Annotated in this window: 19 protein-coding genes; 9 read left to right on the forward strand and 10 right to left on the reverse strand. The window is 66.7% G+C overall.

Annotated features, from left to right (window positions below):
- Nucleotides 1-8: 8 nt before the first annotated feature.
- Nucleotides 9-254, reverse strand: coding sequence for a DoxX family protein (locus tag OG394_RS13965; protein WP_328995760.1), 246 nt, complete (start codon nt 252-254; stop codon nt 9-11).
- 129 nt (nt 255-383) lie between these two features.
- Here OG394_RS13965 and sigJ point away from each other — a divergent pair, with 129 nt between their 5' ends.
- On the forward strand, nt 384-1,280 hold the full coding sequence (gene sigJ, locus OG394_RS13970) for an RNA polymerase sigma factor SigJ (protein WP_328995761.1): 897 nt from the start codon (nt 384-386) through the stop codon (nt 1,278-1,280).
- A gap of 68 nt (nt 1,281-1,348) precedes the next feature.
- On the opposite strand, the gene OG394_RS13975 is transcribed toward sigJ, so the two are convergent.
- Both OG394_RS13975 and OG394_RS13980 read right to left on the reverse strand, forming a co-directional pair.
- The gene (locus tag OG394_RS13975) at nt 1,349-2,443 is read right to left on the reverse strand and encodes a serine hydrolase domain-containing protein (RefSeq protein ID WP_328995762.1); all 1,095 of its coding nucleotides are present in this window, start codon (nt 2,441-2,443) and stop codon (nt 1,349-1,351) included.
- A gap of 40 nt (nt 2,444-2,483) precedes the next feature.
- Nucleotides 2,484-3,383: a class I SAM-dependent methyltransferase gene (locus OG394_RS13980; protein ID WP_328995763.1), complete on the reverse strand. Its 900-nt coding sequence runs from the start codon at nt 3,381-3,383 to the stop codon at nt 2,484-2,486.
- 139 nt (nt 3,384-3,522) lie between these two features.
- Here OG394_RS13980 and OG394_RS13985 point away from each other — a divergent pair, with 139 nt between their 5' ends.
- Entirely contained in the window at nt 3,523-4,131 is a 609-nt protein-coding gene (locus OG394_RS13985; RefSeq protein WP_328995764.1) for a TetR/AcrR family transcriptional regulator, read from the forward strand.
- A 311-nt stretch (nt 4,132-4,442) separates the two neighbouring features.
- Complete coding sequence (locus OG394_RS13990) at nt 4,443-5,225, forward strand: SDR family NAD(P)-dependent oxidoreductase (protein WP_328995765.1); 783 nt, start codon at nt 4,443-4,445, stop codon at nt 5,223-5,225.
- Between the two features lie 195 nt (nt 5,226-5,420).
- Here the strand turns inward: OG394_RS13990 and OG394_RS13995 are convergent, their stop codons facing one another.
- Nucleotides 5,421-6,254 carry an alpha/beta fold hydrolase gene (locus OG394_RS13995; RefSeq protein ID WP_328995766.1) on the reverse strand — a complete coding sequence of 278 codons (834 nt, stop codon included), beginning with the start codon at nt 6,252-6,254 and terminating at the stop codon, nt 5,421-5,423.
- Nucleotides 6,255-6,409: 155 nt separating this feature from the next.
- On the opposite strand from OG394_RS13995, the gene OG394_RS14000 reads away from it, so the two are divergent.
- Complete coding sequence (locus tag OG394_RS14000; protein WP_328995767.1) at nt 6,410-8,050, forward strand: helix-turn-helix transcriptional regulator; 1,641 nt, start codon at nt 6,410-6,412, stop codon at nt 8,048-8,050.
- Between the two features lie 207 nt (nt 8,051-8,257).
- Here the strand turns inward: OG394_RS14000 and OG394_RS14005 are convergent, their stop codons facing one another.
- From OG394_RS14005 to OG394_RS14025, 5 genes are all read right to left on the reverse strand, one after another.
- Nucleotides 8,258-10,033 carry an ABC transporter ATP-binding protein gene (locus tag OG394_RS14005; RefSeq protein ID WP_328995768.1) on the reverse strand — a complete coding sequence of 592 codons (1,776 nt, stop codon included), beginning with the start codon at nt 10,031-10,033 and terminating at the stop codon, nt 8,258-8,260.
- Nucleotides 10,034-10,068: 35 nt separating this feature from the next.
- Nucleotides 10,069-10,536 (reverse strand): S26 family signal peptidase, encoded by a 468-nt coding sequence (locus OG394_RS14010; RefSeq protein ID WP_328995769.1) that lies wholly within the window; start codon nt 10,534-10,536, stop codon nt 10,069-10,071.
- 18 nt (nt 10,537-10,554) lie between these two features.
- Nucleotides 10,555-11,115 carry a TlpA family protein disulfide reductase gene (locus OG394_RS14015; protein WP_328995770.1) on the reverse strand — a complete coding sequence of 187 codons (561 nt, stop codon included), beginning with the start codon at nt 11,113-11,115 and terminating at the stop codon, nt 10,555-10,557.
- A gap of 46 nt (nt 11,116-11,161) precedes the next feature.
- Nucleotides 11,162-11,704, reverse strand: a complete 543-nt coding sequence (locus tag OG394_RS14020) for a MauE/DoxX family redox-associated membrane protein (RefSeq protein ID WP_328995771.1) — start codon at nt 11,702-11,704, stop codon at nt 11,162-11,164.
- Between the two features lie 516 nt (nt 11,705-12,220).
- Complete coding sequence (locus tag OG394_RS14025; RefSeq protein WP_328995772.1) at nt 12,221-12,553, reverse strand: TraR/DksA family transcriptional regulator; 333 nt, start codon at nt 12,551-12,553, stop codon at nt 12,221-12,223.
- A 159-nt stretch (nt 12,554-12,712) separates the two neighbouring features.
- Between OG394_RS14025 and OG394_RS14030 the strand changes: the two genes are divergently transcribed.
- The gene (locus tag OG394_RS14030; protein WP_328995773.1) at nt 12,713-13,834 is read left to right on the forward strand and encodes an alginate lyase family protein; all 1,122 of its coding nucleotides are present in this window, start codon (nt 12,713-12,715) and stop codon (nt 13,832-13,834) included.
- 95 nt (nt 13,835-13,929) lie between these two features.
- On the opposite strand, the gene OG394_RS14035 is transcribed toward OG394_RS14030, so the two are convergent.
- A complete protein-coding gene (locus OG394_RS14035) occupies nt 13,930-14,274 on the reverse strand; it encodes an SDR family NAD(P)-dependent oxidoreductase (RefSeq protein ID WP_328995774.1) in 345 nt (114 codons plus the stop codon).
- A 479-nt stretch (nt 14,275-14,753) separates the two neighbouring features.
- Here OG394_RS14035 and OG394_RS14040 point away from each other — a divergent pair, with 479 nt between their 5' ends.
- Genes OG394_RS14040 through OG394_RS14055 form a run of 4 tightly spaced genes read left to right on the forward strand, consistent with a single transcriptional unit; the run spans nt 14,754 to nt 16,913 of the window.
- Nucleotides 14,754-15,083 (forward strand): ArsR/SmtB family transcription factor, encoded by a 330-nt coding sequence (locus tag OG394_RS14040; protein ID WP_328995775.1) that lies wholly within the window; start codon nt 14,754-14,756, stop codon nt 15,081-15,083.
- Entirely contained in the window at nt 15,080-15,643 is a 564-nt protein-coding gene (locus tag OG394_RS14045; protein ID WP_328995776.1) for a TIGR03086 family metal-binding protein, read from the forward strand. The genes OG394_RS14040 and OG394_RS14045 overlap by 4 nt, the downstream gene beginning before the upstream one ends.
- Nucleotides 15,640-16,116: an SRPBCC family protein gene (locus OG394_RS14050; RefSeq protein ID WP_328995777.1), complete on the forward strand. Its 477-nt coding sequence runs from the start codon at nt 15,640-15,642 to the stop codon at nt 16,114-16,116. Before OG394_RS14045 ends, OG394_RS14050 begins: the two co-directional genes overlap by 4 nt.
- 29 nt (nt 16,117-16,145) lie before the next feature.
- A complete protein-coding gene (locus OG394_RS14055; RefSeq protein WP_328995778.1) occupies nt 16,146-16,913 on the forward strand; it encodes a hypothetical protein in 768 nt (255 codons plus the stop codon).
- The last annotated feature ends 89 nt before the right edge of the window (nt 16,914-17,002 follow it).

The raw sequence follows: 17,002 nt of genomic DNA on the forward strand, positions 1-17,002 counted from the left end.
TATTTTGTTCAGCCGCTGAAGGGCTGCGGACCAAGGCGGCCCCAGGCAACGAATGCGGCGACGGCGAGCACAACGAGGTTCACGACGAGGTACGGCGCCTCGTGGCGGCGTACATGCGTGATCATCGCGCCGACCATCAGCAACACCAGACCGACGGCGGCCAGCTTCTCCTTGGGCTGGATCAGCTTCTGGGCGCCACCGGCCAGGGCGGCTGCGGCGAGTACGCCCGCAACGATCCACAGAGCGATATTCATGGTTGGTCTCCATTGTGTTTGTCTCAGGGGTACGACGACGCAGGTCGCCGAAATGTGAGGCCTCACCTTTCGATGCGCTGTTTCGTCGAAGAGGTGAGCACAAGTGCGACCAAGGGAGACGTCCACACCATGACCACCGGATCCGAGCCCGGGCTGAGCGCGATCATGAGCGAGCGGCGTCAGCTGATCAATCTCGCTTACCGGCTCCTCGGTTCGCTGGCCGATGCCGAGGATGTCGTACAAGAGACGTACGCCCGCTGGTACGCCATGACCCCGGAGCAGCAGGCGGCCATCGAATCCCCCGGCGCCTGGCTGACCAAGGTCGCCGGTCGCATCTGCCTCGATCTGCTCGGCTCGGCACGCGCCCGGCGGGAACGCTACGTCGGCGAGTGGATCCCCGAGCCGGTGCCCGATCGCCGCGAATGGGTCGACTCTGCCGATCCCGCTGACCGCGTCACCCTCGACGAGTCGGTCAACATGGCCTTCCTCGTCGTACTCGAGTCGATGACACCGGCCGAACGCGTCGCGTTCATCCTCCACGACGTCTTCCGCTACTCGTTCGCCGAAGTGGCCGAGATCGTCGGCCGTACGCCGGCGGCCTGTCGCCAGCTGGCCACCTCGGCCCGCCGCCGCCTCCGTACGTCGGACGCGCCCTCAGCTCCGGCGGCCCAGCACGCCGACGTCGTCCGGGACTTCAAGGAGGCGTGGAAAACCAAGGACATCGCCGCCCTCATCGGCCTGCTCGACCCGAACGTCGTGGCGACCGGCGACGGCGGCGGCCTCGTCAACGCCCGACTCCACCCGCTGACCGGTGGCGAAACCGTCGCGCGCTGGTTCATCGAAATCGCCGACCGTGCCTTCGCCATGACGTTCCTGGAACGCACGGTCAACGGGCAACCCGGCCTAGTGGCTCAACAGGACGGCGTCACCGTGATGGTGATGGCGTTCGACGTCGCAGACGCCCGAATCAAGAACATCTGGGCCGTTCTAAACCCCGAAAAACTACGCCCCTGGACAATCACCTGACTGGGCGGCCGCTGCCGTACGGCGGTCGCAGTGCCCACAGGGGCCGCGCATCGGGCACCTGCGTTCTGTTAGCCGGCGTTCTGTAGCCCACCGTAGGCGGCGAACACGATGCTCATCGCGCGGTCGTCGCCGAGCATGCCCTCGTCGAGCATCTGGTTCATCGCGTACGCCACGGTCATGCGCGTGTCGAAGTCGACCAGAACCAGGGAACCGCCCCTGCCGCCCCACAGCGCCGTCCGGCCCTGCAGCCCGTACCCCATGCCGTAACGCATCTGCGCACCCAGTAGCTCGTCTACGCCAGCGAACTGCTCCGCCAGAACCCGCTCGCATCCGGCCGCCGACAACAGCCGCACACCCCGAACCTGACCGCCGCTCGCGAGCACCGACTGCACGGCCCCGATCGACCGCGCATTGCCGAATCCGCTGCCAGACGGGATCTCCGCCCGCCGCCAAGCTTCCGTGTTGACGGTCTCGGGCGTGATCGGCGGATTTCCCGGGCCTTGAGCAACCATCTCGGGAGACATGGTCCTGGGTGCGATCATCGGGGCGACCCGGTGGTCGTGCTCGGCGGGCAACCTGAGGTGGAAGTCCGCGCCGAGCGGCCCTGCGACTTCCCCGGCGAAGAACTCGCCAATGCTGCGGCCAGTGACCCGGCGTACGACCTCACCGATCAGAAACCCTTGCGTCACCGCGTGATACGCGCCCACCGCCCCGGGCTCCGAGCGCGGCGTCTGCGCTGCCAGCAATCCCGTCACCAACGGCCAGTCGTACAGCCGCTCGGTCGGCAGCGGCTCGTCCCAAACCGGCAGGCCCGCGGTATGGCTGAGCACGTGCCGCACCAGCACGTTTTCCTTACCCTCGGCACCGAATTCCGGCCAGTACCGCGCGACTGGTGCGTCCAGGTCGATCACGCCTCGGTCGGCCAGGATCAACGCGCACAATGCCACCATCGTCTTCGTGGTGGACCAGACATTGGTGATGGTGTCGCGTTCCCACGGACGGGTGCGCGCCTCATCGGCGTACCCGCCCCAGATGTCGACGACCGGCTCACCGTCCAAGTAGACGGCGGCGGAGGCGCCGACGTCATCCTTGTCCAGCGACGCCTCGAGCGCGTCACGCACCTCGCCGAACCGCTCGTCACACTCCCCCTGGACGTCCACCATGTCCGGAACCTAACGCGACCGTTTTCCGTGCACCAACGGATTAACCGGCGCGCTGGCCGACGTGGATACTGCGGACCGACAACGCGGCAAGGTCTGTCCGGCGGCCAAGGAAGTGCTCGCTGTCCAGATCGAGCAGTTGCTTCCAAACGGCAAGATCCTCCGGCGGAAGGCACACGTCCTCGGGCACCTCATGACCGTGCCCATGCCCATGGCCGTGGCCCTGTGATGCGCCTGGAGTCATGCGGTCGACGCGGTGCTGGAACTGGGCGACGACCCGATCGCGGTCCTCGTCCGACAGCGGCACCGGCTTCTCGGTCAGGACGCTCTTCGTCGTCACCCCGGTCAGGCCCGCCCGCTGCAACGCATCCGTCCAGCCGTAAGTCATCGGCACCGAGCCCGGTAGCGACTCCCGCATCACCTTGAACCAGCGGTCCTGAACCACGTCCAGCCGAAGCTCCAGCCCAGGCTCACCAATCCCGAGATCCCACGGCAAACTCCGCGACGGCAAACCGCCCTCCGCCAACGCCAGCCGCCCACCCGGAGCCAGCAGCGAGACGAGCGCATCGATAGCCGCCTGCTGGTCCGCCGCGTGATGGACCGACGCCGAGGCCCAAATCAAATCCGCCGGCGCACCAATCGCCGCGCGCAACGGCTCCGGCCCGTCGTCCATCGACACCAACTCACACCGTACGGCGCCCGCCGTATGCTCCCGCGCCTCCGCCAGCACATCCGCGTCAGCATCAACCGCCACCACACTCGCGCCCTCCGGCATAGCCGCAGCCAACGCCTTAGCCATCCCACCCCCACCACACCCGACATCCACCGCCAGCCGGTCCGTCCCCCGAACCAGCCCCGTGGCCACCATCTCGTTCCACCCGGCCTCATCAGTCGCGGTATGCCGCAAGCGCCCGGCCTCTGCCGCCCAATCAATCTCGATCATGCCAACCAGCATGCCTCCCCACCCGCCCCAAATCCCCGCTTCTTTGCCAAACCAGCAACACGGATGAGGTGTGACAGCTTCCGAATGAAAGAGGTCGGGGACGCCGCCATCGACTGGGCGCTAGAGTCTGTCGGCCGCGATGAGCCGGATTATCATCCGGCATGTGGCATTGACCGTGAAAGGGCTCGCGACCAGGCAGCGCATCATCGAAGGCGCCGCGGTGCACCTGCGCGGCGACGATCCGGGCGACGTGACGCTCGACGATATCCGGGCTGTCACCAACACCAGCAAGGGCCAGATCTTCCACTATTTCCCAGGCGGCAAGGAAGAACTCCTGCTCGCCGTCGCGCGGTACGAGGCCGATCGCGTGCTCGATGATCAACGGCCGTACCTCGGTGCGCTCGAGTCCTGGGCGGCCTGGCAGCGCTGGCGAGACGCGGTCGTCGAGCGTTACCGCGCGCAGGGAAAGAACTGCCCGCTCGCCGCGCTGATGAGCCAGGTTGGAAACACCCCCGGCGCTGCCGAAGTCGCCACCACCCTGCTCGCACAGTGGCAGACGCATGTGCGGCAAGGAATCACCCGAATGCAGGCCGGCGGGCTGGTGCGCGCCGACCTGGACGCCGACCGGGTCGCGTCCGCTTTCATCGCGGGCATTCAAGGTGGTGTGCAAGTGCTGCGCTCGACGGGGAGTATCGATCATCTGGAGGCGGCGCTGGACACCCTCATCGACCACCTTCGCGGCGGTTAACCGGCTCTCCTGTCGTTTCCGTGGCCGGACCGCCAGGTCCACACGATCGCGCGAAACCCGCTCAATCGAGACGAAATCGGCCACCGTGTGGACCTGCGCGTCCGCAACACCCGACCTGGCCACGGTCGGACGCGAATTGCGCGACGGCCGTCCCCTCCTAGCGCAAGTGGTCAGGTCATGACGCGCCCACTCGTAGGAGGTTCAGAGGGGACCACTCGCGGCAGACAGGCATCGGTGCCCCACGGAAACGACAGGAGAGCCGGTTGATTCTGGACTTGTCGGTCCAAAAATCTGCTCCTACCGTCGATCTCATGTCACCAAGACTCCAGAACAAGAAGACTCTGATCACCGGCTCCACCAGCAACATCGGCCGCGCCATCGCGTTCGCGTTCGCGGCGGAAGGCGCGCACGTCATCGTCTCCGGACGCGACCGCGAACGAGGCGAGGCGGTCGTCGCGCAGATCCGCGAAGCGGGCGGACGGGCGGACTACGTCTACGCCGATCTCGACGGCACCGCCGCCGCGAGCAGCGCACTCGCCGCCGCGGCCGCCGACCGGCTGGGCGGACGCATCGACATCCTCGTCAACAACGCGGGCATCTACCCACCGGGCACCACCCTCACCATCGACGACGAGAGCTTCGACCGCGTCTACGCCGTCAACGTCAAAGCGCCGTTCTTCCTCACCCAGGCCGTCGTACCCGGCATGCTCGACGCCGGCAGCGGCGTGATCATCAACCTCGGCTCCTGGGTCGCGCGCCTCGGCATCCCGGTCGGCGCGCTCTACAGCTCAACGAAGGGCGCGATGGAGACCCTCACCCGCGCCTGGTCCTCCGAATTCGGCAACCGCGGCGTCCGCGTCAACGCCATCTCCCCCGGCGTCATCGTCACACCCGACTGGGACTCCACGACCGACCACCCCGGCGAGTCACTCATGCACGGTACGCCGGTCGGCCGCTCTGGCCACCCCGACGCCATCGCCGCCGCCGCCGTCTACCTCGCCTCCGACGACGCCGCCTTCATCCACGGCACCGTCCTAGACGTCGATGGCGGCCGCACCGGCGTCGCCGTACTGGCCAATCGCATGACCGCATGACGTGCCGCAACAGCGGATCGCGCGGGCGTCGCCGACGTACTGAAAGAACTGCCCCGCCAATCCTGCGTAGGGCATCGGGATCGTGATTCGGGGCGAGGCGGGACCGGGAAGTCGGCGCTGGCGGACGGCAGCGCCGGGATCCAGGCCGAGCAGGCCGTGGCGGCGGCCGTCCGCCAGCCCACTACGGATGCAACCTCACGTGAGCGCGGCGGCCGCGCTGTGGCGCGACACGAATTCGGCGATCGGCTCGGCGACGGCCGCTGGGTTCGTGGCGACCGAGAAGTGATCTCCGTCCCTGAGGATGACCTCCTCGCGCCGCGGGAACAACTCGTAGAGGAAGGCTCGCGTCGCGGGGTTGAACGGGTTGTCCGAATCGGCACACCACGAGAGCACTGGGCTGTCGATCGCCGCCGCCTGCTCGACCCCGTAGTTCCATTCGACCAAGGCGGAAGCTTCGCCCTCGACGAACGTTGCCGCGTCCTTGATGCCCTGTTCGATGACGCCAGGCCCCGCGGCTCTCGCCGCCGCGCGCCAGTCCAGACCGGTTGGCTCGAAGAGCGAATCGAAAGCGCCTGCAATGTCACCCGCCCGGTAGCGACCCACCATCGCCTCGAACGCCGGTCCCAGAGCTCCCATTAGCTCCGCGAACTCGCCGGCAGCCAGCCAATTGCTCGACGGCAGCGGCTCGAGCAGCGCTAGAGAGCGGACTCGATCAGGGTAGGAGGCTGCGAGTACGAGAGCGATCATCGCACCCTCGGAGTGCCCAACAAGATGCGCTCGGTCCACCTCGAGGTGGTCCAGCAGGGCCACGATGTCGGCTGCCTGTGTGTCGAAGCCGGCGGCCGGTCCGCCGCTCTCGCCGTACCCGCGTCGGTGGTAGCGGATCCTCTGGAACCCGCTGAACGCCGGCTGTTCGGCCAACGGACGAAGGAAGTCCGCCCAGATGGCGCCGTGGATGAACAGCACCGGCTCCCCCTCACCCTCGACGTCGTACGACAACTCGACGCCGTTCACGTTTGTTGTCTTCATCGGAACCCCTCCGGTCGTAGGTCTCGGCCCTGTGCGGGCTTCTGGTTCGAGACTGGCCGACCGAGTAGCGGGACGGATCGGCATTGGCTGCCACCCTGAGTCCGCGGGCGTGGGTACAACTACCCATCTCCGATCGCGCGGGCCATGCTGGAGGCATGGAAGCCGTTGCCACGGCACACCTAGCCCGCGCGCGGGAGCTTCACCGTGTCTCCCGGTGGGAGGAGGCGTGCGCGGAGTACGCCGCGGCAGACGCCGACGAGTCGCTCGCCGTCGAGGACCTGGAGGCGTACGCCGAGGCGGCCCAGGTCTCAGCCCGGGGTGACGAGGCGGTCGCTCTGCTTCACCGAGTCTTCGACCTCCGCGTCAGTGCCGGCGAACTCGATGACGCGGCGCAGGTGGCGTTCTGGCTCTGGTGGGCCCTGTTGAACAACAACGAGGTTGTCCAAGCAAGCGGTTGGCTCAAGCAGACGAGCCGCGCCCTGGGTCCCGATATGGCCAGCAGCCTGTGGCTCAGGATCCCCGAGGCGATGTTCCACGCAACGACGGGCCACCGCTCTCGCGCAGGCGAGTTGCTGAGGGCAATCGTCGACGAAGGTCAGGGTGAGGTGATCCCCTGGGCCTTGAGCATGTGGGGTCAGACCCTGATCGACGAGGGGCAGCTGGAGGACGGGCTCGATCGCCTGGAGGAGGCGATGGCCATTCTCCGTAGCCATGGCCTATCGCCACGCGTCACCCCGTGGATCTACTGTGCCGCCGTCCGCGGGTGCTGTCTGGCACGCGACTTCGCCCGCGCCCGGGCTTGGAACCGGTCGATGGCCAGGTGGCTCGATTCGCTGACCAGTCTGGGCGGCGCGTACCTCGGGAACTGCCGCATCTACCGCTCACGGTTGATGCTCCTCAACGGTGCCTGGCCGGAAGCCCTCGAAGAGATCGCGGAGGTCTGTACCGACCTCGATGGCTACACCGGTTGGGTCTGCGGCCACGCGTACTACCACCTCGGTGACGTACGGCGGCTACGTGGCGAGTGGGATGCCGCCGAAGAGGCCTACCGCCGCGCGGCGGAACATGGCTGCCCGACGCAGCCGGGACTCGCCCTCCTCCGACTCGCCGAAGGTGACGTCGACGCCGCGTCAGCTGGCGTACGTCGGGCGCTGACCGAGGTGACCGCGAGGCCCGACCGCCTGGACCTCTTGAAAGCCGCGGTAACCATCTACCTCGAGGAGGGCAAGATCGAGGCGGCCCGGGATGCCGTGACCGAGTTCGAGGAGATCACGGAGGAGCTGACGACGCCGGTCATCGAGGCCGAGAAGTCCACCGTTCGAGGTGCACTAGCGCTCGCCGATGGCGACCCCGGAAGCGCGTTGCCACTCCTCCGGCGGGCCGTCGGTATCTGGCAGGAGCACGACGCCCCGCACGAGAGGGCCAAACTGAACGTCCTGATCGGCCAGGCCTGCCGCGCCCTCGGCGACCACGACGGCGCGCGCCTCGAATTCTCAGCGGCCCGGAAGACATTCGAACGCCTCGGCGCGCTTCCGGACCTCGCTCAGCTGGACCGCATCATCGCGGCCCCGAACGCCGGTCCCGACACCCACGGGCTCACCCAACGGGAGATCGAAGTCCTCCGCCTCATCGCCCGAGGCAAAGCCAACCGCGCCATCGCCAACGACCTACACCTCAGCGAGCGCACAGTCCACCGCCACGTCTCCAACATCTTCACCAAACTCAACGTCGACTCCCGAACCGCCGCAGTCACCCACGCCATCAAGCACCACATCGTCGAAACAGCCACCCTCTAGGGATCCTGGTTATCCAAGTGGAGGTGTGACGTCGCGACATCGAGAATTAATTCGAACGCCTTTCGGGCGTTTTCGTTACGATGAGGCCCATGCCCAAGGGCCTGGTCATCGATACCGCACGCCCACTCAATGAAGTTGTCGACGCCCTAGTCAAATGCATCGAAGCTTAGTTCTGACTTCCTCCACCCCGGAATACATTCCACGTCCTTACTCGCTCTGGTAACCCTTTGCCTGGGTGGTGAACAGACGGGCGTAGGTGCCACCGCGGGCGAGCAAGGACGTGTGGGTGCCGGTCTCCGTGACAGCCCCGTCGTCAAGAACAACGATCAGGTCGGCATCGCGCAAGGTACCGAGCCGGTGCGAGATCAGTACCGAGGTGCTTCCCGCGCGCAAAGTGCTGATCCTGGCATGCAGCTCGGCTTCGGCCTCCGGATCAAGGCCCGCATTCGGCTCATCGAGGATCAACAGGTCGGTGTCGGCGCGGAGGAAGGCCCGGGCCAGCGCCAACCGCTGCCACTGTCCGCCGGAAAGAATGACTCCGGTCCCGTCCGACCCGTCGTCATCGGCGAACATCCGGCTGAGCATGGTGCGGTAGCCGTTCGGAAGATTCTCGACGACATCGTGGATGTCCGCCTGGGTGGCAGCCGCAGTGATCCGATCCGGATCCTCCAGCGCGGTGAGGTCGCCGAGCGCGATGTTCTCCTCCGCGGTGAGGTCATAGGACATGAAGTCCTGGAACACCGCGCCGACCCTGTCCCGTAGCCGGGCCGGATCGAGATCGCGCAGGTCGACTCCGTCCCAGGTGATTCTGCCCTTTGTCGGGTCGTACATTCGGCACAGGAGTTTGACGACAGTGGACTTGCCCGCGCCATTCTTTCCGACCAGACCGACGGCCATGCCGTACGGAATGGTGACCGTCACACCTCGCAGCACCCAGGGCAGGTCGTCGCCGTAGCGGAACCAGACATCTTCGAGCACGATCCCGCGGCTTAGTTCCGGCATCGCAACCGGATGCTCCGCGACCGGCATCTCTGGCGGAGCGCCGAGTACGACGGTGTAGTGGTCGAAGATCATCAGCTGTTCGTTCGTCTGCGCCAGTAACGACATGATGCCGGCCACCGCGATCTGCACACCTGCGACCGCGGCGATGAACAGGGCGATGTCGCCCGCGGTCAGCTCACCGCGGCCTGCCGCGAGAATCGCCCAGACCAGACCCGTGCCGGCGACGACAGCAGCGAAGAGCTCGAGCCCACTCTGGACGAACAGTTCGCGGCGGTCGAGTGCACGCCGGGCGGCGTGAATACCCGACATCGTGCGCATCATCCGGCCGCGCAGAAAATCGCCGGTGCCGAACAGCCGGATCTCTTTACTGGCGCGCTCATCGGACAGCAGCATCTGGTAGAAGAGCTCGCGGCGTTCGTCCGGGCTCAACCGCATCGTGGAATTCACCCGGCGTTTTGCCAGCGCAAGTTCGGCAACCAGGGTCGGCAGCGCGGCGACCAGGACGATGCCGGCGATGAGCGGAGTGATGACAAACAGCGATCCGAACAGACCGAGCGCCGTGATCACGTTCTTGACCAGTTGCATTGCTGCGATGGTCAACTGCGCCGGAGCACTGTCGGCGGCTTCGGCAAGACGCAACTGGTTGAGGAACTGAGGATCTTCGAACCGGCCGAGTCCAGGGAACCGATTGACCGCCTGGTACAGCCGATCCTTGGCCGCCCGGCTGATCCGCCGCTGCGCTTCCGCGGAGAAATACTGTGTGACCTGCGGAAGCACCGCGGTCAAAGCGCCAAGCACAGCAAGGGCGATCGCCATCGGAAGCAATGCTCCAACCGCGGTTCCTTCGGTCACCGAGTCGATGACCAGCTTGGTCAGCCAGGTGACCCCGAGCGGGAGCACCGCCCCCACCAACGCGATCACCCCCAGCAGCCCGAGCTGCGCAGGTGCCTCCCGAAAGGCCAACGCCGCCGCGGGCGCCACGCCTCGCACTGTGCGCCACCTGCGCCGGTCCGTCATCAGGCCCGACGCCTGGCGGGTGGACGCATTGATCTGGTGACAACGCCAAGTACGGCGTCCCCGGTGGTGAAGCCCCAGTGCCGGGAGTCCCCGCTGCGGGCCGGGTTGTCCCCGAGCAGCAGCAGCCGTCCGTCCGGAACAAACGCACCCGCGAAGTCGATGTCGTTCTCGGCCCAACTGTGCCGGATGACCGGCGGTATCTGCTCGCCTGCCGTCGCGGCGACGCGCTTGATCACCCAGGGACCCGCCGCCGCGAACTCGGGAAGGCTCGGGCGGGCAACGACGACCAGGTCACCGGTTCGGATGGCGGCCAGCGGAGTACGCCGTACCAGGACGCGGTCGCCGTCGTACAGGGTGGGCTCCATGCTCGGGCCCTGTACGTCGACCACCACCAGCCGCCGCCGCGCCCGTGCTAGCAGTACGAGAGACACGCTCGCCACGACAGCAGCGACAACCCTCACTAGCACCGCTCTGCCAGAATCCGGTCAGACCGGCGTGGGGATTGGCGGCAGCACGGTGAAGTCGAGCGAAGTCGCGGTGATCCTGCCGCCCGCGACCACGCCGTACGTCGGGAACGCGGTCACACCGAAGGCCGTCGCGATCGGTCCGTCGTAGCCCTCGACACCAACCCGGGCGCCTTCGCCGAGAATGCCGGCCAGTTCGGACGGATCGTCGTCGCCGTCGGCAACAACGATCGCGAGCACGCTGTCCTTACCACCAGGTACGCCGACGGCGTGTGCGGCGAACTTCGGCGCGCTCTCGGTGCAGGGTGCGCAGCCCACCGAGAAGAATCCGACCAATGTCTGCGCGTGAAGCGATTCCTTGGTCACCGGAACGCCGTCCGTGCTCACCGCGGTGAACTCGTCGACCTCCGAGCCGGGGGCCCGCATCGCCTCCGAGGGCACACTGTGCATCGCGCCGTGCGGGATCTTCGCGATCGCCTGATCATATTCCTTCAACCGGCGGATGACACCGAACGTCAGCAACAAGTTCAGCACGCCGACAATGCCGACCACGACCACCAGCGCGGTGAGAAACGTCGTCAAGGAATCCAGCCTCTCTTCACTCTTGCTTGCCGAATCGCTTGCCGAGCTACGACGAGACTGTCGTAGGTCGGAACAGTGCGATGAGGTCGTCCAGCCTGGCGGTCAGCGCGACGCCGATCAGCGCGGCGAAGCCGACAACGGACGCGAGCCCGAAGTCCAGCGACGACGTACCGCTGCTCAGCTCCGCGGCGATGCCGAGGGCACCGAACGCCGCGAGCACGGCATTGCGGACCACATGGTGCGTATTAAGCGGCGAGTTCGACGCTCCGAAGCAACGGCAGGCAGCCCGCTGCCCACGGCGCAGGGAACGGACGATGGCCGCCGAGAAGACGGCGAGCAAGCCGACGCCGATGGCAAATCCCCACCGGATCAGCGCGGGAACGATCAGGGCGAGCACGATGGCGATCTCGGCCGCAACGGCGGCGACTGCCAACTGTCGCGCCCGTTCTGCACTCGCTCCGGTCAGCCCGGCCGTCGCTGCCGTGAAGTTCGCGAACGCGGCGCGCGAGTACAGCTTGGAACCGGCGGACACAGCGAACACGCCGCCCAGCAGGACCTGACAGCCGAACTGCAGATACTCCACGTCCACCTCGCCAGCTCTGTACCTGGGATTGTGCGGCGGCGTTCGTTTTGCAGTGAACGCCGCCGCCGATCATCGCGGGTCTACGGCGCGCACTCGGTGCGGGCTACACACGTAACTGTTTCCGTCTGGCACCCCGGGCCCGAATAGCAAACCCTGCTGCGGTACCGGCGGTTTCCGTTGCAACCGCACTGGCCGAACACGCGGCAGGGCGGACAGTACGCTGATGCTTGGACCTTTGGCGCGAAGACGGAGAGCAGGCCGTCGCTCATGCTCTGGATCAACTTCATCATTGATGCCTCCAGGGTCGTGGTGCGGAACCGATAACCGAGTTGGCGAGGAGCCTCACGATCGATCTCCTCGATCCGCCGCACACTATGAGCCCCCGATGACAACCCCCTGCCCGTACTCCGCCCGTACCGGTAGGCGCGGATCCACACGGCGGCCTGACGCCGTACTCCTCGATCACGAGATGCCAGATCAGCTTCCGCGACCGCGCGGGCGTGCCCATCGGCAAGGCAGTTCCTACGCGCACCCGGTACAGGTGCGGGCGACCGGGCGGGCATGGAGGCGGTCCGCTGCGATCGGGCGGTGACAGCGCTCGCAGCTGCCGTAGGTGCCCGCCGCGACGCGTTCGAGTGCCGCGTCGATCTCGGTCAGCCGCCGCTGGGCCTGGTCGGCCAGGGCGCCCAGTTGTGAACGCTCGAACGCGATCGTCGCGCCCTCCGGGTCATGTTCGTCGTCGGCGTTGCTGTCGTAGGAGGCGGCGACCACCTGGGCGAAGTCGTCGCTCAGGTACGCGAGCCGCTTCAACGTCTCCCGCCGTTCTCGCTCTAGCCGCGCCACCGGATCATCCATCCACCCATTCTGACAACTCGACTGCCGAGCACAGAGAACTTCCGGTAGCGGCCGACGTCCACGGCGCGAAAACGTTGACAGCCGAGTGGGCGGCTGGCTGAATGAACGTCCGTGCCTGAAAGCAAACTCGTGCGTCTCGCTCGCTCTCTCGCCGCTGTCATGCTCGTAGCCGGCACCTTGTCCGCCCCGCAGCCCGCGCAGGCGGCCGCGTTCGCGCACCCCGGCGTCCTGGTCAGCCGCGCTCAGCTCGACTTCGTCAGCGCCAACCTCGGCAACGAACCGTGGAAGTCTGCCTGGGAAGCTCTGCAACGCAGTTCCTATGCCTCCCTGTCCTACACGGCCACGCCCCGCGCCGTCGTGGAATGCGGCATGTACGGGGATCCCGACCACGGCTGCTCGGACGAGCGCGAGGACGCCAATGCGGCCTACACACACGCCCTGCAGTGGTACCTCACCAAGGACTCCCGTTACGCCAAGAAGGCGATCCAGATCATGGACGCCTGGTCAGCCGTGATCACCGAACACACCGGGAGCAACGCGCCGCTACAGACCGGCTTTGCCGGCGCCAACTTCTCCCGCGCCGCCGAACTCATCAAGCACACCTACACCGGCTGGACCCAGGCCGGGCGGTTCGCCGGCAAGCTGCGCACCGTGTACCTCCCGACCGTGATCGCCGGAATGCCCAACCACCAAGGCAACTGGGAACTGATCATGACCGATGCCGCCATCGGCATCGCCGTACACCTCGACGACCGCGCCTCGTTCGACCGGGCGATCACGACCTGGCACGGCAGGCTGCCCGCCTACATCTACCTCGAGACGGACGGCTCGCTGCCCAAAGCGCCACCGAACAGCAAGCACAACACCAAAGCCGAGATCATCGAATACTGGCACGGGCAGACCACGTTCGTGGACGGCCTGACCCAGGAAACCTGCCGCGACTTCGGGCACACCGGATGGGGACTCGCCGCCATCTCCCACGTCGCAGAGACCGCCCGCCATCAGGGTGTGGCCCTATTCGGCACGGCCAAGGACCGGCTGCGCTTCGCGATGGAGTTCCACGCCCGCCTGCAACTGGGCGCGACGCCGCCCTCGTGGCTGTGCGGCGGAGCCGTCACCCTCGGCCTCGGACCAAACCTCGAAGTCGGCTACAACGCCCTGCACCAGCGCTTGGGCTACAACCTGCCCCACACCGAGACATGGGTAAAGCAAAAGCGCCCAGTCGGCCCCGCTCGCTTCCTGGCCTGGGAAACCCTCACCCACGCAAACAACCCGCGCTAACCCTGGGCTAACCGAGATTGCACAACAGGGCGACCGTCGATCACGTACGACGGCACGGGGGGGAGCCGCGGACTGACCTAAAACGGGTTCTTTCGCTACCACTCAGCAGGCTCTCGCCCGTGGAACAGGCCGCCGGTAGGGCCATCATCGGGCAGCGTGGCCAGCCAGACCGGCGTATTGGCGCCTTCTGCGGCGGTTCGTTCGGTCTCGCCGTATGCCATGCGGGTGTCCATGCGGCCGGGGGATGCGGCGTTTACGAGGATGCCCGTGCCCGCCAGCTCATCCGCCAAGATGCGGGTCAGGGCGTTGAGTCCAGTCTTGGAGACGCGGTAGGCGACGTTGGTCTTACTCATGGTGGAGATCGACCCAAGCTGGCTGGTGACGTTTACGATGTGGCCGTAACTGTGCCGTTGCATCTCCGGAATCGCGGCGGCCGGCACTGTCCGCCCACCCCGCTCCTGGCACAGGTGTGGACGCAAGATACGTGAACGACGGCATCAGGGCCTTCTTCGCGACCCTGCTGTGTGTGACGTTGACCTACCCGGACACGGCTCAACGAATCAAGCGCACACTCGCGAAGTTCCTAGAAACACCTACCTACTGGACGCATCGCGACACTCGCCGCAGCCGTGCGATTCCTACGGTTTGTCGACGGCGGAGAGCTGACCGAGCTCGCGGTGCAAGTTCGGCGCTACGGGCTGGAAATCATCGAGCAGCTCTGAACGCTCGTCGGCTTGATCGCTCGTGTAACGCCCCGATTCCGTCGGCGTCAATCGACTGGCCAAGCCTGCGGCGTGAGCGGTACGACTGCACCAGGCCTGGTCGATACCGCAAGTAGCCGCCGGCCTCCAGAGGCTTGTTGACAGGGACGCGCTCGCGATTTAAATTACCGAAAGGTTATGCAACCTGGAGGTTATGAATGACTCCACAGCTTGACGTGACGTTCGCGGCGCTCGCGGATCCGACTCGGCGGGCCATCCTCGCGCGGCTGCAACGCGGCGAAGCGTCAGTGACGGAACTGGCCGAGCCGTTCTCGATGACCCAACCTGCGATCTCCAAACACCTCAAGGTGCTGGAGAAGGCCGGGCTGGTCACCCGCGGCCGGGACGCGCAGCGACGGCCGGTCCGGCTGGAGGCCCGGCCGCTGCGCGACGCCGTCGAATGGCTCGCCGGGTACCGGCGCTACTGGGCGGAGTCCTTCGAGCGCCTCGACGATCTGCTGGACGAACTACAGGAAGGCAAGTCATGAGCGACATCGCCGACCGCTACCGCACCCGTGCGGACAACTTCGCGGCCGTGATCGCCGCGGTGCGCCCGGACCAGTGGCGCAACCAATCCCCTTGCGCCGACTGGAAAGCCGTCGACGTGGTCCGGCACATCGTGGACATGCACGAAGTGATGCTGCAGCCGCTGGGCCGGTCGCTGTCCCCCGCGCCGCCGGTCGACGACGACCCGATGGGCGCCTTCAACGCCGCCCGCGCGGACATCGAGGAAGTGCTCGCCGATCCCGAGGCGGCGCGCGCCGAGGCGCAGACCCCGATGGGAAAGATGCCGGTGGAGGTGCACATCGACGGTGTGGTCAGCGCCGACATGGTGCTGCACGGATGGGATCTGGCCAAGGCCACCGGGCAGGAGTACACGATCCCGCCGGAGGAGATCGAGCGCGCCGCGGCCATGGAAGGTGCCATACCGGACGAACTGCTGCGGCCCATCGCGTTCGGGCCCCGGGTGGCCGTCCCGGACGACGCGACACCGCAGGACAAGCTGCTCGCGTTCATCGGCCGAGATCCGAACTGGAGGCCCGCGTGAACACCTTGGACGTCGTCGCATCAGGTGAGCGGGAGATCGTCATCACCCGCGAGTTCGCCGCGCCACGCGAGCTGGTGTTCGACGCGCTGACCAAACCGGAACTGCTGATGCGCTGGCACGGCGCCCGCGGCTGGAACCTCGTCGAATGCGAGATCGACCTGCGCGAGGGCGGCTCCTGGCGGCATGTTTCCCATGGCCCGGACGGTCAGACCATGGCCATGAGCGGCGTCTACCGCGTGATCGTCGTACCGGAACGCCTTGTCACCACACAACTTCACGAGTGCGAGGACACCGAGGGCAAGGAACACCTCGTCACCACCACACTGTCCGAAAAGGACGGTCGAACTCTGTTGCGTTCCGTCACGCTCTACCCGACGCGCGAGATCCGCGACGCCGTGGCCCGTTCCGAGATGCGCCGCGGCACCGCCGAGAGTTATGTGATGCTCGACGAGCTTCTGGCGAATCGGGGGTAAGGCCGAGATTCGTCCTCTAGGTTGACGGCATGGATGACAGTTCCAGGGAAGTCGGGGCATTCGGGTGGCGTGTTGTCACCGACGACAAGCACGCAACCGTGCACGACGAGACCGGAGCGGTCCAGGCGCGCATCGAACGGACGAAGACGACGACCTTCACCGGATTCCAGGCGGGATGGGTCGAGCAGGGCGCGACCACACCGATGCACCTCCCGGACGGAACCGTGTCGATCGTCAACGGGATGAAGGCCGCGATGCGCCGATCGAAGCACAACGGGCACGCGGTCGTGCGTGGCCGGCGGTACGAATTCGTACACGAGTCAGGACGCCGGTCCGGGCTGCTGCGCGACGGCCGGCGGATCGCCGACCTGCGGCGTACCGGGTTCCGGACGATCAAACCGGTCGCGGTCACGGTCCGATCCGAGATCGACCGGACCGACCAGCTCATGATCGTGGTGGCCCAGCAGTGCATCCGGGCCGGCCGTGACGGCGCCATCTCCGCCGTCTTGGACGCCGCAGCCACAACGCGAATGCACGCCTACATTGTCGTGTCGCTCCTCACCGGAGCCCGCACAGAAGAGATGCGGGCGCCTACCTGGGATCGGGTTGACCTCAAGGGCGCACCGCACGCCGATCCGCCTCGGCCGTCATCGATTGATGTCTGGCATTCAGTCCGCGATGGCCGCGACACGAAGACGACGAAATCGCGCCGGACACTGCGCCTCGTAGCGCGCTGTGTGGAGGTCCTGACCGAGCACGCGGCACAGCAGGAGATCGACCGAGCAATTTGCCGGTAAGAAGTGGCAGCATCACGACCTGGTCTTCGCCACCGGCGTCGGCACCGACCTGGACGCGGCCAACGTCCGGCGGGAGTTCCGACGAGTAG

Source organism: Kribbella sp. NBC_01245, from assembly GCF_036226525.1.
Lineage (GTDB): Bacteria > Actinomycetota > Actinomycetes > Propionibacteriales > Kribbellaceae > Kribbella.